The following is a 25727-nucleotide window of genomic DNA, read 5'->3' on the forward strand; positions in this document are numbered from 1 at the left end:
CCATGAAAGCCTATTACGAACTCCTTGATGAGATTCAGCGTGATGTCGAACGTTTGCGTCAAGAATCAGGGGGCACCCCGTGCCCATCTACCTGCTTTTCCTGTTGTCAAAACACCGCAACTATGGCGATCAGCGAGGTCGAGGCGCGCGACTTAAAGATCGGATTGGAAGCACTCCCTGCTGAAATCCGCTCCCATATTCGTCGGAAGGCTGAACAGAGCATCAGAAAATTGAAGGCGCACGGCTATGACGTTGAAAATATAATGCCGGATGCTGGCATGGAAGCCATTGGGGTCATAAAAGGCACGCCTGAAGGTGAATGTCCTATGCTTATCGGTGGGGTTTGCGCTGTTTACGAACACCGTCCGGTCATCTGCCGTGTCTGGGGGTATCCGATTCATAGCAGCAACACGTTAGCCTGCTGTCACAAAACTTTCATCGGAAAACGTCGTCGCTTCCATCCACTCAGTTACGATCGCTACTGGAAAGTGTGTCAGAATCTTAGCACGGCGTTGGGTGCTACCCGGAAGACCCCCAACTGCTATCTCGTCTCGCAATTGCTGTCAGAATAACGCACACACGATTCCTATACCTATCTCTTCGGTGAGGTTAAAACCTCACCTATTTTTGTTTGAACGCATCTTAAATTTCAGGTGGGTTTTCGCTCAATTCACGCAAAAATTGGAAGGTGTAAATTCCGGTCCGGTGTCCGTCGTTCCATATCAACCGCACAGCGTAGCGTCCGACTCGCTGAATGTCCAAAAGCCGTAGGTTTTGAAAAAAATCGCCAGAGGGTAGGATGTGGAAAGGATCTTTGCCGACTCGCGTAGCCTCACAACGGGCACACGGGCATTTTTCCCGGAGGAAGCGGTAGGACAATTCACTGTGATGTGAATCTTTCCATTGGATTTCTAAGCTTGTCCTGCCTCTTTCAATGCGGGTGGGTTGGAATTTCTGCATGATAATTCCTCAAAGAAAAGGTCTGCCCTTTACAAAAAAACGGTTACTGATCGTGGGACCGAAGACAGTCTCGCGAATCAGCAACCGTTCAACGCGTTGTGATCGAAGGATTATTCCTACTATCCGTTACTCAAAGTACTCCGCATTGATATCAATGAACTCTTCCCATTCTTCGGGAACATCTTCCTCCATGAAGATGGCTTCGACGGGACATTCGGGCTCGCATACACCACAATCGATGCACTCCTCGGGGTCGATGTAGAGCTGATTTGTTTCCTCAAATTCGTCAGCATCGGGTAGAGGGTGAATGCAGTCGACTGGGCATACATCAACGCATGCACTGTCCTTAACGTCGATACACGGTTCACAAATCACATACGTCATATCAGAAAACTCCTTTCGGCTTGATTTACAATAAGAGCCTCCATATCACACCGGGCTTAACTTCATTGAACGGACGAGGTTAGTCCCTATTTGATGAAGGCGTTACAAAAATATCGTCGTATGTGGCATTTTGTATATTGTCTGCTGAGTTGCGATCAGGACACTATAATAATACCATAAACAATTTATTTTGTCAAGTTATATTTACAACACCGCAGAAACCTTCAGTTTTCAGTATAGAAAAAATTGACAATTCTCAATTTTTGTGATACTATATTCATAATCGGAAAGGTGTCGCCTTGTAAGCCAGTGTATTGCAAAGCGTGGGTCTTCCATCTTAACAATAGAAGGGATGTCATGAGAAAACCCTCTCGCAAAAAGTGGCAATTTAAAAATTCGGATTTTGATAACAGTTTAATACTGGCATCCGAAGCAGGTGTCTCCCCGTTTGCTGCACAACTGCTCATCAATCGAGGAATCAAGACGGCTGCCGAAGCGCGATCCTACCTCTACCCAACGCTTGATGAATTGCACTCCCCTTTTAAATTAGCAGACATGGATAAAGCAGTAGAACGGATACACCAAGCGATGTCACGTGGCGAGAAAATCTGCGTCTATGGTGATTACGATGTTGATGGTACAACTGCGACTGCCCTCCTCCTCAATACATTCCGCCAGATGGATATCCCCGTTGACTACTATATCCCGAATCGGTTTGGAGAGGGTTACGGATTAAGCACAGATACCGTAGAAAAGATCCACCAGAAAAACAGAGCAAAATTACTCATTACTGTAGACTGTGGTATCACATCGGTGAAAGAGGTGGCGTTGGCAAATCAACTCGGTATAGATGTTATCGTCACGGATCATCACCAGCCAGAGGCGGAACAGCCGCCGGCGTATGCCCTGATTTCACCGAAGATTCCGGGGAGTGAATACCCTTACACCGAACTCGCAGGGGTCGGTTTAGCCTTCAAATTAGCACAAGCGTTAGCAGACGATACAGGGTTTCTGGAGTCTCAGCTGGATCTGGTAGCATTGGGGACGGTCGCAGATATCGCACCGCTGACTGGCGAAAATCGCATTTTGAGCCGCTTGGGGTTAGCAGAACTTGACAAACGCGAACGCCCTGGGGTTCACGCTTTGTGCGAAGTCGCTGGTCACAAAATTGACACACCGATCGACGGATACGCTATCTCTTTCAAGTTAGGACCCCGTATCAACGCCGCTGGCCGCATGGGTACTGCGGACAAAGTGGTTGAACTTTTCACAACCGACTCTGAGGATGTCGCAATTCGGGGGGCCTCTGAACTCAATCAGGCAAATCAACTGCGAAGGAAGTTCGGAGATCAGATTCAAGAGGAGGCATCGAGGATAATTGAAAACGAGATAGATGATGATACCGTGGGGATCGTTGTTGCCAGCGACAAGTGGAACGAAGCTGCCAGCGAGGCGTGGAACGAAAAAGAAAAAAAGGCAGTAGAAGGAAAAGAAAAGGGAGTTGTCGGTATCACTGCCGGCCGTTTGATGAATACATTCCACAGACCCGTCGTTATCCTCGCAATTGACGGTGATGAAGCCACCGGCTCCGGACGGTGTATCGAAGGAATGAACCTCGCCGATAGTTTCGTTGCCTGTACCGAATTGCTCCTGAAACACGGGGGACACGCAGCAGCAGCGGGGTTAACACTCAAAACGAAAAACATTCCCGAGTTCAAGCAGGCCTTTAACGCATACGCTGCCGAGCACTTGACAGCAGAAGATTTGCAACCGAAGCTCGAGCTTGAATTTGAAACGAGGCTTTCACTTTTGACGTTAGAAACGCTAAAGGAACTGGAGCAGTTTGAACCCTTTGGAAAGGACAATCCAAGCCCGCGTTTCGGGACCCGCCGCGTCAAAGTGGATGGCACCCCGATCGTCATGGGACAAGAGAAAAACCATCTGAAAATGTTTGTTAACGACGGCACCGTGAAACGATGCGCACTTGATTGGGGCGGCGCTGATAAACGCATCACCCTGAGCCGTCCGAATACGTCACTCAATATCGCCTTCTCACCCCAAATCAACGAGTGGCAAGGCAACCGCTCCGTCCAACTGATTCTCGAAGATTGGGAGGTCCACGCCGAAGGTAGAGACAGAAACTGGGATGTATTTCCTCAACTTACTGATGAGTCCTCTGTAAAACTTGTTGACAAACGGAACGTTAACAAAAAGAATTACCTTTTAAACTTGCTTGCGCGAGAGGAATCTTGTATAATTTATGTGCGAGACGAAGATATGTTGGATCTCCTGCTTACAAAACTTTTACCGGAGAGCATCGAAGGCATCGCGCGGCACACGGAGGCGACATTAAAGTCAGAGGAAACAGCGTTATTGAACCAATTGGAAGCCGGTGAACTGCGGACAATCGCATCGAGTAGTGCTTTTTCTTCGTTGGAAGCATTTCCTTTTGTTAAACACGTCGTTTTTTGTCATCTCGCACCGAGCCAAGACCTTTTTTTTAAACGGTGTGAAGCGGCTTTTGGGACCGATGAAACCTCCTATCTCCATCTCATCTATAACACTACAGATGAAGCGGAGATGCGCAATTGGATTTCTGAAAAATATCCTACGGGTGACGAACTGCGGCGATTTTACGGGCGCATACGAGCGCTTATACAATCCAATGGCACAGATGGCTATCCTGAGGTAGAGATACTGAAAGGTGGATTTGGAACTCCGTCAGCACTTCAAACCGGACTCACTATCTTTGAGGAATTACGGTTCATTGAACGGCAGGGGCACCCCGGCAGTAGACTTGTAAAACTCTTATCGGGTGAGAAAAGCGACTTGTCTCGTTCACCCACCTACTTAAGAGGGGAATGGACGAAGCAGACGAGTCCTGCTTTTATAGAGTTTCAATTAAAAGAAAACATCAAATCTATGTGGGAGCGCATAGGACATGAGTATCAAATCCTTAGTGAACCAAATTCAAGCATATAACCCGGATGCAGAGGTTGAACTTCTGGAGCGTTGTTACCGTTTTGCGCAAGAGGCACACGAGGGACAACAGCGAAAGTCCGGGGAACCCTATTTCACGCATTGCGTCAAAACGGCTGAGATACTCGCCGAACTCCGACTGGATACACACACGATTTGCGCCGGACTCATGCACGATGTCCTCGAAGATACAGGGATCACGCGCCAAGAGATGAAGATTCGATTTGGTGCTAACATTGCCAATCTCGTCGAGGGTGTCACAAAGATCGGTCAATACAAACTCGGTATCGCCTCCCAAACTACGGAGACTAAAAGCACAGTTGAACACCGTGTCCATCGGAAACGCCAAGCCGAAACCTACCGGAAACTCCTATTAGCGACAGCGGAAGACATGCGGGTCATCCTCATTAAACTCGCGGATCGACTTCATAACATGGAAACACTGGAGTTTCTCTCGAGCGAGAAGTGCCAGAGAATTGCCAAAGAAACATTGGAAATTTATGCCCCAATCGCCCACCGGTTGGGGATTTGGCGTATCATGGGGCGCCTTGAAGACCTTGCCTTCAAGCATCTCTACCCCATCGAATACCGAAAAATTGCCGACCTCCTCAATCAGAAGCTCACGGAGCGAGAGGCTTACTGCGAGAAGATGGTTAAGCAGATTCGCGAAGAACTCGAAAAACGGAATGTTTTCGCCGATGTCCACGGTAGGACGAAGCATATCCATAGCATCCACCAGAAGATACAACAGAAAGGGACCCCCTTCAGTGAAATTCGAGACCTCATCGGTCTCCGAATTCTTGTCAAAACCGAGGCTGATTGCTATATAGCGCTCGGTGCCCTTCATAGTAAATGGAATTACCATCCGGACAGACTTCGAGATTGGATTGGGCAGCCCAAGAAAAACGGGTATCAGTCTCTCCATACCACGATTCTTGATGATGGCAAACCCGTTGAGATCCAGATTCGTACATATCAGATGCATAAGATTGCGGAAGATGGGATTGCGGCACATTGGAGTTATAAGGAAGGGTTGCCGATGAGCCAACAAGGGCTTTCCATCTTCGCGAGTTATAAGCAGGTCCTTGAAGACATACAAGAAACACAAGACAGTCCACATCATTTCGTGGAATCCATGAAATTGGAGCTCTTCCAAGATGAAGTCTATGTATTCTCGCCGAAAGGCGATCTTTTTAAGCTACCCGCTGGCGCGACGGCGATCGATTTTGCCTATAAAATTCATACGGATGTTGGGCATACCTGTGTCGGCACCGAAGTCAACGGCAAGGTTGCCCCGATTCGACGTGTGCTTGAGAATGGGGACCAAGTCAATATTCGGACCCAGCCGAATGGGAGACCGAGTCGGAGCTGGTTGTCGTATGTGAAAACCGCCACGGCACGGACAAAAATCAACCAATGGTTTCGTGAAAAGGATAAGGCTGAGGCATTGGAGTTGGGCAAGAAATTGCTCGCAGCGGAGTTACGGGTTTCCTATCTTAATTCCCGGAATTACCTCAATTCCGAGAAACTGCACGACATTGCGAAGCAACTTAAACTCAAAAATCTTGACGAACTTTTCGTCCGGATTGGGAACGCGGACGAATCTGCGACGCAGGTCGTTAATTTATTGAAACCTGAGGTGCCGAAACCGGAGACCGAGTCTTCCGAAGATGTGAACGGTAGGCGAAAACCCGAATCACCGCCGGCTGTCAAACTTGAAAACGATATAGACTTAGGGATGATGCGAATTATGAAGTGCTGTAACCCGATCCCTGGTGACCAAGTCGTCGGGTATCTCACACGGGGACGCGGGGTTTCTGTCCATAGATCCGGCTGTATCCGCATTCTCGACGAACCCGAACGGCTCTTAACTGTCCAGTGGAACGAAAAGCCATCCTCCGAAAACGGAACCCCACCCCTGCCTGTCTATCCCGTCAAAATTCTCGTTGAGTGCAACGACCGCCCCGGTATGCTCGGGGAAATCACGACTGCCATCGCACAATACAAAGTGAATATCCGTTCTGGAAAGTTTGAACCCTCCGCTGTCCATCATGATGCCGAAGCCTCTGATAACCTGACCATAGACGTAACAGGGGCAGAGCAGCTCGAGGCAGTCCTGCAAGCGATTCGGGGCTTAAAAGGGGTCCAGCGTGTCACCCGTGAGTCGTAAACTCTATTATCTTCTATACCGGTGCTGGCATCCTGGAAATAACTTTATCGACTTTTCCGCTCCGTAGACATTTCGTGCAAATGCGTATCCGCCGCGGTCCTTCCGCAGTTTGGACCCGGACGCGTTGCAAATTTGGCAACCAACGTCGTTTTGTATGCCGCCGGGATTTACTAATCTGGTTGCCCGTTATCGGACGTTTGCTACAGATCGTACAGACTCGTGACATTGTGCTGTCTCCTTCCTTCCTTCTCTCTTAAAGTGTTGGTGAAACCTAAACATTAATGATACCACAATTGCAATGGAAATGCAAATTTCTTTATCGCAAGTCGCAGGTGTCTTCTTGCCATACGAGCGGTGATATGCTATAATTGGATCACAGTATTTGTAGACGCATCCCATTCAAGGAGATAGATATGTCATCCCTCGCAGCAGAAACCCTCTTTACACCAATCGTCCCTAAACGTTTAGTATTAAAACAGAAAACATGAAAGTTGCTTATATCACCGCAGGTGCCGCTGGCATGTACTGCGGAACCTGTATCCACGACAACATGGTCGCCACGGTCCTGAAAAAACAGGGACATAACGTTTCACTGATTCCAACGTATACCCCGACCCGAACAGATGAAGCAAACGTGAGCCTGAACCGCGTCTTTTTCGGTGGGATTAACGTCTACCTACAACAGAAACTCTCCTTTTTTAGACACACCCCGTGGACCTTAGACAAACTCCTCGACAATCCCACGCTATTGAATGGGTTGGCGCGATTCAGTAGTTCGACAGCCGCGCAAGACCTTGGACAACTTACAGTTTCCATGCTCAGCGCAGAGGAGGGGTATCAAAGCAAGGAACTGGAGAAGTTAGTCAAATGGCTCACCGAAGAAGATAAACCAGATATTGTTTACCTCACGAATTCCATGCTTGTCGGTTTCACGAGAGAAATTAAAAAAGCGTTAGATGTCCCGGTTATCTGCGCCCTTCAAGGCGAAGATATTTTTCTTCAAGATCTGATCGAGCCTTACAGATCAGAAGCATTAACCCTCCTGCGAGAACGTGCTATAGATCCCGATGGCTTCGTGGCACCTTGTGACTATTACGCCCGGTTTATGGCAGATGCTTACCTTGATGTCCCTATTGATAAGATTGATGTGGTCCCCCTCGGATTAAACATGGACGGCCACGGTTTGCCTGTCCAAAAACCGGAACCCCCGCCCTTTATTATTGGTTATTTAGCACGCATCTGCCCTGAAAAGGGGTTACACGTCTTAGTGGACGCTTTCCGTCTGGTAACAGGGGTCCTCGGGGCGGATAACGTTCAATTGCATGTTGCTGGATACCTCGGCAAGAAAGACGAACCCTATCTTGAAGAACTCGTGAACCAGATTCAGGCATGGGACTTGTCAGACAGTTTCGTGCATCACGGTGAGGTGACACGCACGCAAAAAATCGAGTTCCTCAACCGTCTCCATGTCTTTTCCGTTCCCACGGTTTACCGTGAATCCAAAGGACTGTCGATTATAGAGTCGCTCGCCAACGGCGTGCCGGTCATTCAACCGCGGCACGGCGCGTTTCCTGAGATGCTCGATGCGACTGACGGTGGCATCCTCGTTGAACCTAAATCTTCCGAAGCCGTCGCGGCAGGTATCCTCGAACTCCTTAAGGATACCGATCGGCGTGAACACCTCGGAGCAACCGGGAAAACCAATGTGCATCAGAAGTTTAACGATACAATCATCGCAGAACAACTTTTGAAGGTATTTGAAAAGTATACTTAATGTTTCAAGTGTTGGCGCGCTTTGGAAGTTGCTCTTGCCACAACAATTAAGAAGGAAGTGGATTATGGCTAAAACATGGCTCATTTTTGTTTTCATGACTGTCTCATCCTGGGGACTTTACGGTGTTTTTCTACATCAAGGACAAGTCTCTATGGCGGATCCCGTGCATGGACGCTACAAAGCGTTCCTCTTTGTGGGCCTCGCGTATCTTTTAGCAGCCGTTATCGGTTCCGCGCTGATGCTCATCCTTAACGGATCTAATTGGCAATTCACAAGTTCGGGTGTCACCTGGTCGTTTGTCGCTGGACTTGTCGGTGCTATTGGCGCATTTGGCGTGCTACTCGCTTTCGGCGCAGGGGGTCGCCCTGCGGTTGTAATGTCGATCGTCTTTGCGGGGGCACCCATCGTAAACGCCATTGTTGCGACACTCTCACATCCACCGGCAGGTGGATGGGGGTCAGTCCGATGGCAGTTTATTGCAGGTATCCTGCTCGCTGCACTCGGTGGCTGTTTGGTGATGCTCTATAGACCCACCTCATAAGATATATAGAAACAGAACCGCTGGACCTCTGACATCCCCACGTCTCGGAAAGGCGGTTAACCCTCTTTCCCTTCCGATCGCTCTGTCCGTTTTACGGAAAAACGCACTTTTGACTATCCTTTTTTACTCAGATGTATCTAATAGGTAAAGAGGGAGAGTTTTCATGTCGATAGGCGAAGCGTGCGGACCCGTGTCACACAATCAAGAATTAACGGATGCGAATGATGCCGAGTTAGTCGTCGCTGCACTTGCGGGGAATACACAGGCGTTTGACGTCTTGATCACCCGCTACCGGCGAGCCATGCTGGCAATCGCGCAACAGATCGTGCGCAATCCTACCGATGCAGAGGATGTCGTGCAAGACGCGTTTTTGAGGGCTTTTGAAGCACTCCCACAACTCTCGGATCTGAACCGTTTTGGGGCATGGCTTCACTCAATCACCCGCAATCGTGCCCTGCGCTACTATAAGAGTGCAGGACGTTACCAACCCCAAGAAGATATGGAACCCTATTTAAACAGGGGTGGAGATACATCGGCTGAAGATCCCGCGCAGATTGTGGAACGTGAATTGACACAGCAAGCAATCAGAGACGCGATTCAGGAACTACCAGATGACTTCCGAGTGGTTATTGAACTCTATTATTGGGCAGAGATGCCCCAAAAACGGATGGCTGAATTCCTCTCCGTGCCACTGACAACCGTGAAGTGGCGACTCCATAAAGCAAAGGAACTCCTCAAAACGATTTTGGAAAGACAGGGTTACCGTGCGGATATGTAATGGCGCGGTGCTCAGGAGGCGATAGTCAAAAATCATGGAACAACACAGACCACAAGAGATCAAGGGGCTTTTTCACATGTTGGAACACACCGCAAAGATCGCAGAGGACGCTGCGTTAACGGGAGCGTTCAGTGGTGGTGAAACGCGGTGCATCTCCCAATTCAATAACATCCTCAAACGTCTCAGGGACATCAACGCGATCCCCGATGGACTTTTTGAGGAACTGGAAGCAGATGCTTCTTTTAGCCACATTGGCATAGCGTGTCATCAACTTGCCGCCTACCTCAACGAAGAATTGGACACGACTGCGGATTTCCAAGGCTGGTTCTCCAGTTTCTTCGGCAAACGTTTCATGGAAAATCTAACAGAGGAGTTGTCGGACAAACCCTTCGGCGACCTCATTCGCAAAGCCGTCCCAGATTTCTTAACCGAGACGACGTTAGAAGACCTTGTCGAAGTCTTCCCCGTTGCTCCCGGTGGAAAACTAACGATCGATGCTGATTTCGGAGCAATTGACGTGCAGAGCACAGACACCGATAATGTTTCTGTCCGCGTTCGACGTGCCGCACAGTTGAAAGAAGATCGGCGTGCGGGGGAAATCCTCAAGAATTTTGATGTCCAGATGACACATGCAGCCGTAGATGTTAAAATTGAGGCAAAATTCAGGGGTCCCGTAAAGCAGTGGAAAAAGGCGAAAAAACGCTTGGATGTCCAATTTGAAATCGTCGTTCCGCGAAATTACAGGCTTGATTTGAAGACCGCGGACGAGGGAATTTCCGTTGTGGATATAGTCGGAGATGTAAGCACCCACACAGCCGGGGCAGGACTCCATTTACAAAATATTACCGGACATATCGATGGAACGACTTCCGGTGGAAACATAGATCTCAAGGCGTTTGAGGGCGACGCGACACTTCGAACGAGTGGCGGGAATATTGCGCTTGACGGCGGCACTGGCGATGTCAAAGCCAAAACGTCGGGTGGCAACATCCAGATGACTGATGTCAGGGGTGCTGTCAATGGGGAAACCTCCGGCGGCACTGTTACGCTCCGCGGATGTAAAGGCGGCGCAGACGTGAAAACTGCTGGTGGGAGTATAGAGGTAGAAAACGACGGACCCGTCCTTGCGAAAACGAGTGGCGGTTCTATCCGCTGTCTGCTCCAAGAGGCAGTTTCCAGTCAGAACTTGCTGCTGGATCTGGAAACAATCGGTGGGAGTATCAATGTTTCGCTCGTCCCGGATATTGCTGCGACGGTCGAGGCACGGGTGCTTGGCGGTTCAGTCACCACAGAATTCCCGGTAGCTGCAGAGACGACAGGGACTGTCAAACCCGATCAGTTGCGGGGAACTATCAACGGTGGCGGTTCACTTTTGAAACTTTTCTCCGTCGGTGGGAACGTCATACTCAGGAAGACAGAGAGTCACACACCAACAGCAGTATAGTGTTTTAAAAATAGGACTTACGCCCGTTTTTCTTTTGTAGCATAGGCTGTTAGCCTGTGCCCTGAGGTGCGGTTAATGCGATATAAACTTTTAGAAATGGTATAACAGAGCGTGCTACGGTCAAAACCGCGTAATTCCTAAAAACTTTGAAAGCAACACGAGCGTTAATGTTTAGGTTTCCAGTGCTTATCCTTGGTTAATTCAACTTCAACTAATTCCAATTGCTTCTCCGCAAAGAACTCTTTTAAGTCCTCGGAAAGTTGTTTGATAGGTTGTTGAAATTCGACGATGTTAATCAATTCTTGTCCTATTGAAGACAGTTGGAGCCCGGGCATGTGGAAATTCCAGTCCGGGGTCAGACTGCTTTGACGAGATCTAAGGAAATAGTAGTTATTAGTATATAAAAAGGGAGCAACTGACGTTTCATTTAAAGAAGGTATAAGTGGTAAAGTTTCTACAAAAACCTCGGCGATGTTTAAGGTAACTCCACCCATATAATTTATATTCACCCCAGGATTCGCTGGTAGCAACGAATATTCCTGTAGCCTTTCTAAATTTGGTATAGAAATTCCGTAATTTTCTAAAAACCTATTCGTTCTTCCTACATCAAAACTTGGAAAAATTGACTGATAAATAAAGCCAGAGCCAGCGGGAGCGTCAAATGAAATGCAACCAGAACAGAAAGTTCTAAATATTGATGCAGTCTCTGAATCTATTTGACCTAATAGTTTGATGGCACGTATTGAAAAGGTACCAGGTCTTTTAATCTCACCTGCCAGTATGCGAGCAAAACGTTCTTGCATTTCTTCCGAACTTTTCTGGCAAGCTTCATTTTCAAAGTCATTGAGCCAGTCATCTTGGATGGTCTTTTCCGAATCCCCCTCGACATTTTCAGTTATTGAACTATCATATTCCGTTTTCTTCAAGTGACCTACGGTCATAGACAAGATTTTTTCAAGGTTAAACTGTTCTCTCAGTATCTTTTCCGCAAATCTATTACCGGCTCTCTGTGGAAATTCCGGATCAACTTTCATTTGTTGGATAATTTGGTTTGTAACTTCTGTCTGAATTCTAATACGTCCCTCCGATTCTGATCGTTTTTCGGCAGATCTTCGTTCAAGATATCCAACGGGCACATCCATTAAAGCAGAACACAATCGATCAATAACTTTAAACATGTTACGACTAATTGGAGCAGGGATAGTTGAATCTGATACAAGATCACGGACAACGTCTATAGCAGAATTAGTTTCATCTGCAATAGTTGGCGGAGGATTCTTTTCGATTTCGTCAGACATTATCAAATCCTTTCGGTTATTTTATACTCACTAATTTTCTAATCTGGTTCAGTCGAGAAACTTAATGCTACTCCACAACAACCGTCTCCTCACCAAGCATATCAATAATCTTCACCGCAACGCGGGCATCAGGACGCGGGAGCGATACGGTGTATTCTCCCTCAACAAAATCTTCCTTTTTCTTTGGAACGTCGCTCTCGACTATTTTGAAATGCTCCCCCGTGTAATCGGTATCAATCAGGACACAATCAATCTGTGCGCGGAAGTCGTCGATTTGTTCGTCAAAAATGGTGCGGTCAATATCCATCCGTGCTAAAATGGTTGGACTCATGTACTCTGCGATGGTAATTTTAACACTATCTCCCTTTCTCTCAAAATTAATCTCTGCTGATGCAGGTTCAAAAGTAGTGACTCCTTCACTACCGATGTCGCGCACAAAGATTTTGTTTACTGCGCGCCGTCTGTTTTCCTCCTTGAGTTCCGCCTGAATCCCGCTATTGATACCGTAACAAAATACAGTGATGTTACGCGACTCATCTGGCCGCTTCTCAAGTTCGTCTTTAATTGTCTGAATGTCTAATGGCGTGAGCGGTTTCGTTAGGTCAATGATTTTGACGAGTGTTCCGTCCAAGGTGCCATTAAAAAACGCCTCTTGCCTATCAGTTTGCACGCCATATTTTTTCATGACAATATCCCTTCGCTCCAAATCGGTACTTGCATCGTAGTTATTGACGCGATAGTGTGCCATGCCGCGCTGCATATTTGGTAGCGTCTGTAGTCTTTTTATTGTTGTCTGGATCGCCCCTTTGTTAATATCTGCAGCAATCCAACGTCTGCCGAGTTTTTCTGCTACGGCAGCAGTGGTGCCACTTCCGACAAAACAGTCAAGGACGATAGAATTTTTATTGCTTGATGCTTCGATGATACGCACAAGGAGTGCTTCGGGCTTTTGAGTTGGGTAATGAAGATATTCGTTCGGATTAACACCTAACCCAGGAATATCATCCCATATATTATCAGCAACTGTTTTCTCAAGAACTTTATCACCAACAGTTTCGCGGTGATACTTGATCCTTATTTTGCCTGCCGTTACCGACACCTTGCCATCCTTAATCAAAAGTTTCCCACCGCGTGTGACAAAAATGCGTCCTTCTTTATAAAGTTTAATAATGCTCTCGTCAGAGTATGTCCCTGGGTCGGAAGTTGCGAAGAAATCTTTATCATCTTTTTTGAATTTTCGCTTGGCTTCTTCCAACGAGAGGGTAATAACTTTTTCGATTTTATTCCAAATTGCGTTGTCCTTGTCTTTTGCATAGAGATAAATATAATCCGAACTAAATGGCATAAACTCGGCATGTGTTTTCATTCCTCGGACAATTTGTCGACGCCATGTCACCAAGTTAAGAAAATTGCTTTTCCCAAAAATCTCGTCCATTGCAAGGCGGAGATAACTATTCATTCGCCAGTCACAATGCACGTAGATTGACCCATTATCAGTCAACAATTCCCGCATCAAAATCAACCGTTCATACATGAATTGGAGATAGTTGTCATTTGCCCAGATATCGGTGTATTGCGTCTGTTCAATCACAGAATGTCCCTCAGCCTTCAAATCTTCTTTCTTACCACGTAGTTTCACTTTCCGCACGTAGTCTGCACCACTTGCAAACGGAGGATCAATATAAATGAGGTCAATCTTGCCACGGAAACCTTGCACAAGCAGCGTGGAGAGAATCTCTTTATTGTCGCCGTGAAAAAGGAGGTTGGGACCGTCTTTAAATTTGTCATAAGTCGGTTCTTGCTCTGGGTTCTCCACGTCATAAGTATCCACCAATTGTGCAGGATAATTGCTTATTGTGTCAATTGGACGTTTGCCGACCCAGTGAAGCATAGGTCTGCCTTTAACTGGTTTTATTTTCATTGTGTGTTCTTCCTATGTTGTAGGCTGGAGTGCCATTTTTTCAACTGTTCGGCCAAGTATTCTTAAGTTTAGAGATTTTTGTTGCACAAAACTATCCCAAGATGTATAGCATCGAATAGATGCTTTTTTAGGTTTTGGAGCGTCTTCCGTGTTTTTCAGTCTCCGGATTAAAAGTTCCATTGTTTTTTGTATTTTCTCCGCAGTAGGATATTTGGAGAAGGGAGGAATTGTATTTGCATCAATAAATCCTTGATGGATATTGTCTGAGCTTCGTTTTAAATTACTCTTCCAAAATCTCCTTTCACGATTAGTTGCAGTCAATCGCCCACATGTAAAATCGTATCCCCAACGTGCAAAATCTTCTTTTAACTTTGCAAATAAATTATCTGAGATAATAAAAAAATCAAGATCCGACTTGTTATCAATAAAAGGGGCACCGAGTTTACAAGGGTCAAAAGATTTGCCTAACTGCGCACTTCCCACCAAACCAATTTCTTTTGCTTTAACCTCTAAACGATCTGCAACCCAACAACGAATAGAATCATATATGGCCGGACAAATAGAAAAAACAGATGGTATTCCTTCAGATAACCAGAGTCTTGCAATCGTCTCTTGGGCTTCTTTACCACCTTCAAGTGCTACTTGAAGCAACAATGCTGGATCGGGATAGTGGACAAACAGCTTTCGGAGTGATGCTTCAATTTCAAAAGGTTTCATTTTGAATCTCCCCATAAGATTTTAGACTTTCACTCATAGTATTGGCTAGTGTTATTAAATGACGACCTCTACGCTGAATTTTCTCTAAATGTTCAGACCCACATTCTCCAGGTTCTGGATATTTTAATCGAGCAACGAGCTTAGCAGCCTCAAAAACATTAATCGATTTTGGATTAATTCTCAGTCTTGTGCAAGCCTGCCTAAAATTGTTCATTCCCCAACCATAATAAGCAATCCATAAATAAAGAATTGGCAATCGATCTTTCGGAATATATCGCGTCAAACGGACAGCAAAAAAAATCTCAATAAATTTTCGCCTCCACGTTTTTTCATAACGACCTGTGACTGCTCTGACAAACTGCATAGCGATTGTTGACCCCCCCTGCCTTACTCCACAGAAAACAGTTTTCCAAAGTGCTCTACAAAGAGCAAACAGATCAACACCAAGATGTTCATAAAAGCGATGATCTTCGCCGACAATGAGCAGCTTACACATTTGTGGTGTTGGGATCGGGAAATCAGTTTGAGCGATTTCTAACTCCAACTTTTCGACTGAGTCACATAGTTGTTCCCATTGGATTTTAATCGGTACTTGCATCAGAATTTCCCATATATATGGTGAATGTACTACCATCGGAAATTTGGGCCACCATCTAAACCAAGATTGTGGTATAATAACAATCCCTCCAATGGCCAAACGCAGAAGATTCACTTCCGATTATCCTACAAGTGTCCAACCAGAAACGCCCTCACTCGGCATTAGGCTATTTAGCCCCTGTCGGATGTGAGTCACAACACTTGTCTTAACTGGACGGATTTTTTGGTCTAAATAAGGGTTGGCACTCCAGACTCATTCTTGTTTCTGTTCAAAGTCTGCAATACTTTGATAGCTGTTCTGAAGTAGAGCGATAATATCAACCCCCATGTTTTTGGCAGCATTCCAGTCAGATTTGGCTTTTTCAAGTTCTCCTATATTTAACCACGCCATACCCCGAAAACTATATAACCCAAGTTGCTAGTAGTGCATCAAGATTGAGTTTATGATAAGTAGGTCGGGTAGAGCGTCAGCGAAACCCGACATCTTCAGGAGACCCCACTCTTAAACTCAAAGTTGAAAGACTACTAGTTAGTAATGAGTTGTAAATCCATGGGACATCCTTTATAGTGTTTTTATCCTAAAAAACCAAAAGGAGCACCCCATGGACCTAACTATTGTAGCAGTTTATACGATTTGTGACGACCTTTTAATCTCACTCGGACATCAAGACGACCCTCGCGCAAAAATGTCGGATGCTGAAGTCATGACGACCGCCCTCATCGCCGCGAGATACTTTGGGGGTAATCAACAAACGGCTTGTGCCGCCTTGAAAACACTCGGATATATCCCGAATATGTTGGGACATTCCCGCTTCAACCGGCGACTTCATCAGGTATCAGAACACTTTCAAACGCTTTTTCAAGTCCTCGCTGAGGGGTTCAAAGCCGAGAACTCAGAGAATATCTACAGTATTGATACGTTTCCTGTAGCAGTGTGCGACAATATCCGTATTTCTCGTTCACACCTGTATCAAGGGCCCGATTGGCATGGCAGGATCGCAAGCAAACGCCGCTACTTCTATGGGTTAAAAGCGCATCTGATGGTCACCGAGACCGGTAAAATCGTTGAAGCGTTTTTCACCCCAGGACGCTGTTCGGATGTGCTTGGCTTACGGTGTTATGCCTTTGATTTACCCCAAGGGTCTGTTGTATACGCAGATAAAGCGTATTGTAACTATGGTATTGAAGATGCTTTAGCAGCCTCCGGGATTTCACTAAAACCTATTCGTAAGAAGAATGCTAAACGTCAGTATCCGCCTCATGAAGTTTATCTGCAACACTTCCACAGAAAGCGCGTGGAGGTGACCAACAGTCTCATTGAGCAACTCTTCCCGAAGTCGATCCATGCGGTGACGGCTGTCGGTTTTGAGTTGAAAGTCTTCTTGTTTATCATCGCTACAAGCATTAGACAACTCTTTGGAGAAGAATAGCAACTTGGGTTAGTATAGTCTGCGATTGCTTTGTCATACTCACCAAGCGCAGCATAAGCCTCGCCGCGAATAGTATATACCTCGTCCTCCATAGTATAGACTTCGTTACGAACTGAATACAATTTTATTGCTTTGTTGCAGTTTTTGATGGCACGTTTGTAATTGCCTTTCCTGGAATAAGTCGCCCCACGGTTCACGTAGGCAACGGGATAATTAGGTTTAAGCCTTATCGCCTTATTCAAATCTACGACCGCTTTGTCACATTCACCAATCATATTGTAAACTCCACCACGAGTAGTGTAAGCCTCAGCATAATCTGGCATCAGTTTTATTGCCTTGCTACATTCTTTGAGGGCGCGTCTATAATCACCCTTACTGCCATAAACTTCCCCAAGATTCAGGTAGGCAATGGCAGAATTTGGATATAGTTCAATCGCTTTGTTATATTCTTTGATGGCGCGCTCATTTTCGTTTTTTCCGTCATAAGCAGCACCTCGGTTGTTATAGGCAAGTGAAAAATTTGGTTCGAGATCAATTGCTTTTGTAAAGTCTTTTATTGCTTTGTCGTGTTCACCTTGCATGTGGAAGGCAGCCCCTCGATTGTTATACGCACCAACATGGCGTGGATTGAGTTCAAGCGCCTGTGAGTAGAATTCTATCGCTTTGTTGATTTGATCCAGCATCAGTATGAAGTTACCCTGTTGGAACACCCACTCAGTAAGTTGATCGCTCTGAGTATTCTCAGATGATAGGCCTTCCCGAGTCTTTATTTTTTCAATAACTTTCCATATACCTTCTACCACATTTTGCCAACCTTCGCTCTTATCATCCCATTTGCTAAGAGACTTACCTTTGTGAGGAAGCACTTCAAAACGACTAATTTGATGACGTAGCCAATCGCAATGTTCAAGGAGAATCGGGATAACCTTTATTTTTTGGTTCAATGCCTCTACTAATTCCCTGTTGCAGTTTTTAGAGGCGAGACTGGCAGCGGAGACGAGGTAGATAAGCAAATCCGAATCAGCAACTTTTTCGAGAATATTTTCCTGAAGTGCTTCGTCGCCTGGGGTAAGTCGACAATCATCCCAAGTTACTAACTCGTTTTGCTGCTCCATTACAGCGAGACGTTCTCGTAATTCGTCTTTTTGTTTTGCATCCTTGTGTGAATAGGTAATGAATCCTTTTAGTGGTTTGTTCACGATTGTTTCTCCATAACACCGTGCTTTGAATGGGCGGAATCTTTTAATGTGGAAAGAATGTCCAGTACTTTATCCAATTGCGGTGGGGGCTCGGTATTAAGGAGATAGGTGAGCGTCTGCGGACTGAGATTTGTCCATGCAACCAGTTCTTCAACTCCGCCTTGCGCTTCTGCAATATCTTTCAGGCAGAGCAATAATAATTCAATATTACCATCCTTATCAAAGTCTTGGAGGGCAGTTTCCAAGTAACCTTTTGCAAATTCCGGTTGTACCAAGTCTTTAAGGAGGTAGTCTTTAAACCTTATTGTGCAATGTCGAAGCTTAATCTCTGTGTTCATTGTGATTACTCCTTCATGTGTCCTAAGAAGTCGTTCCAATAGTTTTGTGCTCTGTCAATATCCCGCTGTTGTGTGCCTTTCGTACCCCCACAAAGCAAGATAATGTCATTTTGAAAAAGTCCGAAATAGACGCGATATCCAGGACCATAACGGATTCTCAATTCATATAAACCTGAACTTAATCGCTTGAAGTCGCCAAAGTTCCCTATTCGCAAACGTGTAATTCTATTGGATATAGCTATCCGTGCATTTTGATCTCTAATCCGCGTGTACCATTGCTGATATGAATCGCGGCCACTTGGTGTTGTGTAGGTGAGTATTTCTCTGGGACGAATTTGCATGTTTATAAGTGTAATGAAATTTTTAGCAATTTTTAACCTTTTTCCATCCACACAGCGTGAGAACCACCACTTATACCGAACTCACACTAAATTATTTCACTATCGTTCTGCAAAGATTCGTTCCCATAAATCCATTCTCGGATAGTCTGCATTTCGTCTAAATTCTCTTGAAGGAAAGCATCCCTCGTATAAATGACCTTATATTCAAAATGAGCCTCTGGCTGCAAATTTTTCAAACGTTCCACTGCCTTCTCTTTTGCTACGACGATAGGGTCGCCGCGTTCACTTTCAGACTTAATCTCAACGATGTAGAATTCCCCTGTGTTCTTGACGATAACAAAATCCGGAAAATAACGGTGATAATTGTTATCAGTGCCTTTGTATTCAAAGTGGAAATCGGTCTTCTTTGTATTCGTCAAACTTCCTGTAAACAGGAAGACTTTGACATCTGCAACCGACTGATTCAGCGTTGCTAAAATCGTTTTAAAGAAATTCTGTTCAGGTCCGCTATCAAAGTCGTAGGGCATATAATGAAAACTTACACCGTGGCTATCGTCTAAGTCCTCTTTACTGAGTAGCAGGTCAGCTTTGCTTTTGCGCAGACGCACCTTGTGAACGTAGCAGTCCTCAGTATCATCTTTCTCAAAAAGTAGATTGCCATCGTCATCGTGGATACGAATCAGCGCGAGGTGTTCTGCAATCTGTTCCTCAATCACTTGGTAATTTTGCTGCTGGTCTTCCACTTGTTTGCACAGCGAATCGAAGTGTTTATACGGAACTTGACCCTCTGGATAGAGACTTTTGAGGCTTTTTAACGTCTCCATAACAGAGAGATGATAGTTTGTCGCAAGCCGTCTCGCCAGTGTGTAGCAGTCCGTTGTCCGATTCGTTATCTCAACTTCGTCCTGCGTTCCTAACGCTGTTAGCGGAGAGGCTCCCCGCTGCGTAAAGTCGGGGGTCAGAATGCTGCGAAAAGCAGCCAGAGTCTCCCCTACATCTGTAGGTTTGTGCAGCTGAATCTCTTTAGGTGCATTTTCCAATGGGACAACCCGGCGCACCAACTGCATAATTTTTAATTTCGGCAAATCAGGCTTACGAATGCGGAGTGCAAATTCTTCCGTTTCCGCGTCTTGTTTACGCAGTTCACCAAGTGTCGTACCAAAGTTTGCCTGTAATTCTTTATCTAAAATCGTACTGTTTTTCGTATCCAAAAAGATTTTGGCAGTGTGCGTGTTGCCTTTCACTTGACGGAGACATCGGGTTGAGGCTTGCAAAATAAAATTACTGCTCGTTGTCTGCTCCTTAATCAGCGCGCAAGCGAATAGACTGGGGCAGTTCCAGCCCTCTGTCCCTTTGCCAATAAGTAGAATAATACGTTTCTGACTGTCAGAATTATTCAGCCGCTTGAATTCATCAATCTCCTGCGGACTTGATTTTTGGGTATTGACGAGTATCTGAGTGGTACTCTCTCTCCTTTGGGTAAGTGCGTTTTGAATGTACTGATGGGAGGTATCCAAATGTTCTTGCGTTTTGAAGTAAAAGGCGATTTTCGCTTTCGCCCCACCGGGCAATGATATATCACCGTAGTGGTCAAAAAAATCATCTATAACGCTACGGATTACGTCTGCATCAGGCATCATTCCAATAGGGTACTGAACAATGCCGTTGTGAAGACTTTTGAGGATGTTGTCCTTAATTCCTTCACCGAGACTATACCACGCCACAACTTCTCTGAGCATCTGCCGTTTGGCGTAAGGCGTGCCAGTGGTATTGATAACAGCAACGAGAGGCGTTTTCTCATGTATGTAGTTAACCGTTTCCCGCACCCGTTTAAGTTCCGCGTCTATTTTGTTTCCGTAAGTGTGATGTGCCTCGTCTGAGAAGACCCCTAAACTTGGCAGACTCGTGATTTTTTGTAGTCGGAGGTTTGCCTCTAATTCTGCCTGCTCCTTCTTCTCTTCAAACTCTAATTCTGTCTGATTACTTCGCTTTTTGAGATTTGCCCGAAGCGCGATTTTCTCAGTGTTCGTGACAATAACGTTGTAAGTACTACCGGCTTGAACCTGAATTTCTTTTGCTCCGGTCTGTGGATAGGTGATTTTGAGATTGGCGAGAAAATCACGATGTAGACTGGCAGGCAAAACCTGATCAAAAGGGATGTCACTGATTTCACGGAGGCTTTCAATAATCGTTGTACCGGGCGCAAAGACGAGGGCATTTTTCATGAAATTGCCCTCTGGATAGCGAAGTGCCATCGCGAATTCAGTTGCAATAATGGCACCAATAAGAACCGTCTTGCCTGTGCCCATCGCAAGCGCGAAGATATAACTTGGATAAGGAAGTGTTACAGCTTCATAAACAGGGTCAATTCCTTTCAGTTTAACAAATTCTGGGGTGTGTTCCACTAAATTAATAACTGCATCAACATTTGTAATGTATATCAGATCGTTTGGAGTGAGTGGGATTCCGAAGGCTTCGCAGAAATCGCGTATATCGCCGGTGTCGTAATAGTGTTTATAGATGTCTACGATATGTGGGGTTTTCAACACTAATCGCAGGAACCAATAGAGTTCTAATGATTGGAATTGCGGTTCGCGAAGGTATTTGAGGTGAACACGATCATCTGCTTCTCCTTCAAACTGATAGCGTAGTATTTCTCCGATGAGTGGGTAATCTTGGCAGGGATATCCATCTTTACGCCAGTTCAATGTATCATCACGTAGTTTTTCAAAAAGGTGTTGCATTAAACATATTCCCTAAATGTTTTGCTGAGGCAGCGAATGCTCACAGTCCAATGAAAATTCATACATCATTATACTTTTCGTCTATTTCCTGGGCAATTACTTTCAAGGTTTCTACTTGCCGTTGTGTAAAGTCTGCGAAGATGTAGGTATCGTCCGCATGGATGTGAGTTTCATCCGGGGCGCAAAAGCATGCCTTGATGTGTTGCAAGGCATAATCAAGATTTTTGTATATGTCCTCTATATTGTCATCCGGTTCATCTCGTTCTCTCAATCCAGCCTTAAAGGTCTCAACGGATTTTAATATCTGATCAACATAATAACCAACAAGTTGAGCATGGGCCGAATCTGCGGACAAAATAGCCTCAAATATTTTTGTAAATGGATATGTTGTATGCTGGAAGGCATCAGCTAATTTTTTATCTGCAAATTTTTTTCTATGTTCCACTTCTTCTTCCTTTAAAGTTTCAATTACGTTATTCAAAACATCTTCAAAAACTCCTTTTTGCGTTGCAATTAAATCAGGAACACTTATATCCACATGCTTGGAATTAAGTGCTTTACCTCCTGATTTTGCTGGATAGAGTGTCATTAGATGAAACTCTTGAGCACTAAGAGTTACGCGGGTAATGAAGTTAAATGCTTTTTTGTTACCTCTATTTGTAGGATGTCCAGCAGCGTCAATGCGAATATGCCGGATTTTTTCTAATGCAGTATCCTTGGTGTACGGAATTTTAAGAGCTTCATGTAGATTTTTTACGGCTTCTTGCTGCACATAGAGAGCCTGCAAAGCACCATAGATACGCAAATAATTTCTGCCTTTGTCAGAACTATCAGTGTCTAATTTTAGAAAACTTTCTAACGCTTCTTCTGTGTCCCCAATAGTATCCATACAACTGCAAAGCATGTACCACAAGGTGGAATCTCGAATTAAGAGATTTTGCTTGCGGGAACTATTGATTAAATCTCGAATTTTACTAATTCGTTCGTTAAGAGGATATTTCATAATTATACACTTCCTACTGTGTTGTCAAAATTGCAAATGTGGCACTTTGTAAGTATCCGTTTGTGCTGTTTAGCATCGCAGGATTTTCCAAAACCTTAATCACGGAACGTGACGCGTTCGTAGATCTCCTGCAAGGGCAATTCGCACTCGATAGAAGGAAATAGTAGCATCTCATCAGGTCCTTCAAAATCGGTAAAGATCCACTGCCTTTCTTGGCGACGGTAGTGTTCAACACGAACCTGGTCTTGCGCCACAAGGACATATTCCTGCAACGAGGTGAGTTGGCGATAGTGCGCGAATTTTTCACCGCGATCATACACTTCGGTGGAGGGTGAAAGCACTTCTATAACGACAATCGGGTTCAAGAGCATGTCAAAAACATCGTCTTCAAAACGAGGTTCTGCACAGACAACCCCCACATCAGGATAAAAGTAGGATTTTGTTGTCGGAATGCTGATACGCATTTCGTTGGCGAAAACAGCACACTCAGTACCCATCAAGCTGGTATGCAACCTTGCAGAAATGTTCATTGTTATCAGATTATGCGCGAAACTTGCTCCAGACATAGGAATAATCTCTCCATTCATGTATTCGCTTCTGACGGTTTCCGCATCAGGTATCGCCTTGCGTTCTAAAATAATGTATTCTTCTGGTGTGAGGTATGTTTGGGCTTCTCGCGTCGCCATGATGTCCCTCCAAGAATTTTTAGTATGTCTATTATAGCGTAGTTAAGGGGGAAAGTCAAGATCTCTTGACAGGTAAATCACAACTGGGATAAAATGAGTTTACTGACTCACATACCACACCGAGAGGAAAATTAATGAAGTGCCTGGATTATGGACTTTCTTTTATTAACTCTGTTGGCAACGGGAATGCCCCCCGCTTTTGGGTCGAATCTCGATGCCGCATCATAGATGACACAGATGGAAGTTTCAGCGATTATTACCAATGTGGTTCCTGTAAGAGCGAACACACCTTTGCGGAGAAAAATCTCTTCATCAATCCAAACTATGACTTCCTCCCTGTTTTTGGTGAAGCGCATATAGCGGTATTCAGAAGGCATGCTTACTGCAACGATAGCTACGTCGAGTATAGACCTGCGCAGGAGTATTGGGGAGGTGCCCTGTTTGACGTTCAAGAGGCATCGCCGGTTCGGGTCCTCGATAGCAACGCAGCCATCTTTGAGGCGACACGAAAATGTCTACCCATCGTAACGCACACAGAAATATGGGACACCCATACACACCAGCGGGCAATTATCGAGTGTCCCGTTAAAACAATGAACATAGATGAAAACGCAGGCATCTACCAAGTTGATACAGGCATTGTTCTCTTTCCAGATCTGTCAAAGCGATACGATCGGCAGATTGAGATGTTCAGCCTTGCCTACGTTGCTTTTAACGCACCGGACTTCGCTGACTTCGTTATCGAACGCCCCACCCCCATCATTGAAAATGGTGTGGAAGTTACCCAAGTTTATCACTATTCCGAAATTCGGAGTTTAGCAGCAAAGAATACCGTGTTCTGCATCGGTGAACTTTAACAGACACTCCCATTCAGATAATTTCTCTTGAAAAAATTTTAGGATCCGTTTATAATGCGGGATTATGGCACCGAACCGTGTATCAATTTCAACAGGTGCCGATAACAACTCGCATGATCTTTCTACGGAGGACAAAAAACATGAAAAGTGTTCGCATAAGTCTTGTTTTCGTGCTAATACTTGCACTTGCGTTCGTGAGTACCGCGAAAGCGGATAACCACCAATCCCAATCCTTAACCATTGTCTGGGCAGAATGGGATCCCGCTAATTACTTGCAGGAGCTCTCGAAAGACTTTACCGCCGAAACCGGCATTGCTGTCGATGTGATCCAGATCCCGTGGCCCAATTTCCAAGATAAGGTCTTCACGGCTTTTGTCGGAAAAAGCGACCTTTACGACATTGTGATTGGCGACAGCCAATGGCTCGGTCGGAACTCTCAGGGCAAGAATTATATCAATCTAACGGATTGGATTAATGAGAACATAGATGTCGATTCTATCTATGGACCCGCGATGACAGCCTTTGCTGAGTATCCAAAAGGGAGCGGAACCTACTGGGCATTACCTGCGGAGGTAGATGCCGCTGGATATGTCTATCGGAAAGACTTATTTGAAGATCCAAACGAAATGAAGGCATTCCAAGAGAAGTATGGCTACGCACTCGCGCCACCGAAAACCTACGACCACCTCCGCGATATCGCCGAATTTTTCACGCGTCCAGATAAAGACCTCTACGGTATTGCCACATGGTATAGCAAGGAATATGACGGCATTACGATGGGGTTCCAACAGGTGATGTGGAGCTTTGGGGGTGCTTATGGCGACGCAGACACCCATAAAGTCGCCGGGCACATTAACACAGAGGACACCGTTAAAGCCCTTGAATTTTACACAGATCTGCTCCAGTTTTCACCGCCTGATGCCCCGAACTACTATTGGTCAGAGACGCTCGGTGCCTATAATGCAGGGAAGGTCGCAATGGCGATGAACTACTTCGCCTTTTTCCCCGGGGTCTTAAACCCAGAATCGAATAAAATTTCTCACGACAAGAGCGGTTTCTTTATCGCCCCGGCGGGTCCGAAAGGACATTATATCAGCATCGGTGGACAGGGCATGTCGATTTCCTCTTATTCCAAAAACAAGGATCTTGCCAAGCAATACATGAAATGGTTTATGCAGAAACCTGTGCAAGAGAAATGGGCAGCCCTCGGTGGGTTCACGCCACACAAAGAGGTGTTACAGTCGGATATCTTTAAGACAGCGACTCCTTTTAACGAAGCTTTCGCCGCGAGTTTCCCGTATCTACGCGATTTCTGGGCAGTGCCGGAATACGCAGAACTCTTAGAAGTCTGCCAGACGAATTGGAGTGAAGCCATCTCCAAAATCAAGTCTGCCAAGGAAGCATTGGACACCATCGCGCGGAAACATGAGGAAATCTTTGAGGACGCAGGCTACTACGACGAGTAGAGATCGGAAGATTGGAAGATTGGAAGATTGGAAGATTGGAAATTATCCGATCCTTCTACCCTTCCACTCTTCCCTCCAAATCCTTCCACCCTTCCATCCT

At 45.5% G+C, this 25727-nt stretch carries 23 protein-coding genes; 10 read left to right on the forward strand and 13 right to left on the reverse strand.

Features of this window, described 5'->3' with window-relative positions:
* Nucleotides 1–2: 2 nt before the first annotated feature.
* Nucleotides 3–572, forward strand: coding sequence for a hypothetical protein (locus F4X88_11280; protein MYA56871.1), 570 nt, complete (start codon nucleotides 3–5; stop codon nucleotides 570–572).
* Nucleotides 573–642: 70 nt separating this feature from the next.
* Here F4X88_11280 and F4X88_11285 read toward each other — a convergent pair whose 3' ends face one another.
* Nucleotides 643–960: a DUF971 domain-containing protein gene (locus F4X88_11285; GenBank protein ID MYA56872.1), complete on the reverse strand. Its 318-nt coding sequence runs from the start codon at nucleotides 958–960 to the stop codon at nucleotides 643–645.
* A gap of 126 nt (nucleotides 961–1086) precedes the next feature.
* On the reverse strand, nucleotides 1087–1344 hold the full coding sequence (locus F4X88_11290; protein MYA56873.1) for a 4Fe-4S dicluster domain-containing protein: 258 nt from the start codon (nucleotides 1342–1344) through the stop codon (nucleotides 1087–1089).
* 357 nt (nucleotides 1345–1701) lie between these two features.
* Between F4X88_11290 and recJ the strand changes: the two genes are divergently transcribed.
* Both recJ and F4X88_11300 read left to right on the forward strand, forming a co-directional pair.
* The gene (gene recJ / locus F4X88_11295) at nucleotides 1702–4326 is read left to right on the forward strand and encodes a single-stranded-DNA-specific exonuclease RecJ (GenBank protein ID MYA56874.1); all 2625 of its coding nucleotides are present in this window, start codon (nucleotides 1702–1704) and stop codon (nucleotides 4324–4326) included.
* Nucleotides 4286–6493 carry a bifunctional (p)ppGpp synthetase/guanosine-3',5'-bis(diphosphate) 3'-pyrophosphohydrolase gene (locus F4X88_11300; protein MYA56875.1) on the forward strand — a complete coding sequence of 736 codons (2208 nt, stop codon included), beginning with the start codon at nucleotides 4286–4288 and terminating at the stop codon, nucleotides 6491–6493. The genes recJ and F4X88_11300 overlap by 41 nt, the downstream gene beginning before the upstream one ends.
* 13 nt (nucleotides 6494–6506) lie before the next feature.
* Here F4X88_11300 and rpmB read toward each other — a convergent pair whose 3' ends face one another.
* Nucleotides 6507–6719 carry a 50S ribosomal protein L28 gene (gene rpmB, locus F4X88_11305; protein MYA56876.1) on the reverse strand — a complete coding sequence of 71 codons (213 nt, stop codon included), beginning with the start codon at nucleotides 6717–6719 and terminating at the stop codon, nucleotides 6507–6509.
* A 258-nt stretch (nucleotides 6720–6977) separates the two neighbouring features.
* On the opposite strand from rpmB, the gene F4X88_11310 reads away from it, so the two are divergent.
* The 4 genes from F4X88_11310 to F4X88_11325 all read left to right on the forward strand — a co-directional run bounded on the left by F4X88_11310 (nucleotide 6978) and on the right by F4X88_11325 (nucleotide 11030).
* Entirely contained in the window at nucleotides 6978–8267 is a 1290-nt protein-coding gene (locus tag F4X88_11310) for a glycosyltransferase family 4 protein (protein ID MYA56877.1), read from the forward strand.
* Nucleotides 8268–8331: 64 nt separating this feature from the next.
* On the forward strand, nucleotides 8332–8808 hold the full coding sequence (locus F4X88_11315) for a hypothetical protein (protein MYA56878.1): 477 nt from the start codon (nucleotides 8332–8334) through the stop codon (nucleotides 8806–8808).
* A 163-nt stretch (nucleotides 8809–8971) separates the two neighbouring features.
* Nucleotides 8972–9586, forward strand: a complete 615-nt coding sequence (locus F4X88_11320) for an RNA polymerase sigma factor (GenBank protein ID MYA56879.1) — start codon at nucleotides 8972–8974, stop codon at nucleotides 9584–9586.
* A gap of 34 nt (nucleotides 9587–9620) precedes the next feature.
* Entirely contained in the window at nucleotides 9621–11030 is a 1410-nt protein-coding gene (locus F4X88_11325) for a DUF4097 domain-containing protein (GenBank protein MYA56880.1), read from the forward strand.
* Nucleotides 11031–11194: 164 nt separating this feature from the next.
* On the opposite strand, the gene F4X88_11330 is transcribed toward F4X88_11325, so the two are convergent.
* The 4 genes from F4X88_11330 to F4X88_11345 form a co-directional block, all read right to left on the reverse strand.
* Nucleotides 11195–12328, reverse strand: a complete 1134-nt coding sequence (locus F4X88_11330) for a DUF2806 domain-containing protein (protein MYA56881.1) — start codon at nucleotides 12326–12328, stop codon at nucleotides 11195–11197.
* Nucleotides 12329–12395: 67 nt separating this feature from the next.
* A complete protein-coding gene (locus F4X88_11335; protein MYA56882.1) occupies nucleotides 12396–14249 on the reverse strand; it encodes a site-specific DNA-methyltransferase in 1854 nt (617 codons plus the stop codon).
* Nucleotides 14250–14261: 12 nt separating this feature from the next.
* Nucleotides 14262–14966 (reverse strand): hypothetical protein, encoded by a 705-nt coding sequence (locus F4X88_11340; protein MYA56883.1) that lies wholly within the window; start codon nucleotides 14964–14966, stop codon nucleotides 14262–14264.
* Nucleotides 14953–15678, reverse strand: coding sequence for a hypothetical protein (locus F4X88_11345; GenBank protein MYA56884.1), 726 nt, complete (start codon nucleotides 15676–15678; stop codon nucleotides 14953–14955). The genes F4X88_11340 and F4X88_11345 overlap by 14 nt, the downstream gene beginning before the upstream one ends.
* Nucleotides 15679–16165: 487 nt before the next feature.
* Here F4X88_11345 and F4X88_11350 point away from each other — a divergent pair, with 487 nt between their 5' ends.
* Entirely contained in the window at nucleotides 16166–16993 is an 828-nt protein-coding gene (locus tag F4X88_11350; protein ID MYA56885.1) for an IS982 family transposase, read from the forward strand.
* Here the strand turns inward: F4X88_11350 and F4X88_11355 are convergent.
* From F4X88_11355 to F4X88_11380, 6 genes are all read right to left on the reverse strand, one after another.
* On the reverse strand, nucleotides 16831–18192 hold the full coding sequence (locus F4X88_11355) for a tetratricopeptide repeat protein (GenBank protein ID MYA56886.1): 1362 nt from the start codon (nucleotides 18190–18192) through the stop codon (nucleotides 16831–16833). The genes F4X88_11350 and F4X88_11355 overlap by 163 nt on opposite strands.
* Nucleotides 18189–18530 (reverse strand): transcriptional regulator, encoded by a 342-nt coding sequence (locus F4X88_11360; GenBank protein MYA56887.1) that lies wholly within the window; start codon nucleotides 18528–18530, stop codon nucleotides 18189–18191. Before F4X88_11360 ends, F4X88_11355 begins: the two co-directional genes overlap by 4 nt.
* Before the next feature lie 5 nt (nucleotides 18531–18535).
* The gene (locus tag F4X88_11365) at nucleotides 18536–18871 is read right to left on the reverse strand and encodes a type II toxin-antitoxin system RelE/ParE family toxin (GenBank protein ID MYA56888.1); all 336 of its coding nucleotides are present in this window, start codon (nucleotides 18869–18871) and stop codon (nucleotides 18536–18538) included.
* Nucleotides 18872–18957: 86 nt separating this feature from the next.
* The gene (locus tag F4X88_11370) at nucleotides 18958–21615 is read right to left on the reverse strand and encodes a restriction endonuclease subunit R (GenBank protein ID MYA56889.1); all 2658 of its coding nucleotides are present in this window, start codon (nucleotides 21613–21615) and stop codon (nucleotides 18958–18960) included.
* 58 nt (nucleotides 21616–21673) lie between these two features.
* Entirely contained in the window at nucleotides 21674–22618 is a 945-nt protein-coding gene (locus F4X88_11375; protein ID MYA56890.1) for a hypothetical protein, read from the reverse strand.
* Nucleotides 22619–22713: 95 nt separating this feature from the next.
* The gene (locus tag F4X88_11380; protein MYA56891.1) at nucleotides 22714–23304 is read right to left on the reverse strand and encodes a Uma2 family endonuclease; all 591 of its coding nucleotides are present in this window, start codon (nucleotides 23302–23304) and stop codon (nucleotides 22714–22716) included.
* A gap of 134 nt (nucleotides 23305–23438) precedes the next feature.
* Between F4X88_11380 and F4X88_11385 the strand changes: the two genes are divergently transcribed.
* Both F4X88_11385 and F4X88_11390 read left to right on the forward strand, forming a co-directional pair.
* A complete protein-coding gene (locus F4X88_11385; protein MYA56892.1) occupies nucleotides 23439–24161 on the forward strand; it encodes a hypothetical protein in 723 nt (240 codons plus the stop codon).
* Nucleotides 24162–24274: 113 nt separating this feature from the next.
* On the forward strand, nucleotides 24275–25627 hold the full coding sequence (locus tag F4X88_11390) for a sugar ABC transporter substrate-binding protein (protein ID MYA56893.1): 1353 nt from the start codon (nucleotides 24275–24277) through the stop codon (nucleotides 25625–25627).
* Nucleotides 25628–25727: the final 100 nt, after the last annotated feature.

The organism is Candidatus Poribacteria bacterium (genome assembly GCA_009839745.1).
Classification (GTDB): domain Bacteria; phylum Poribacteria; class WGA-4E; order WGA-4E; family WGA-3G; genus WGA-3G.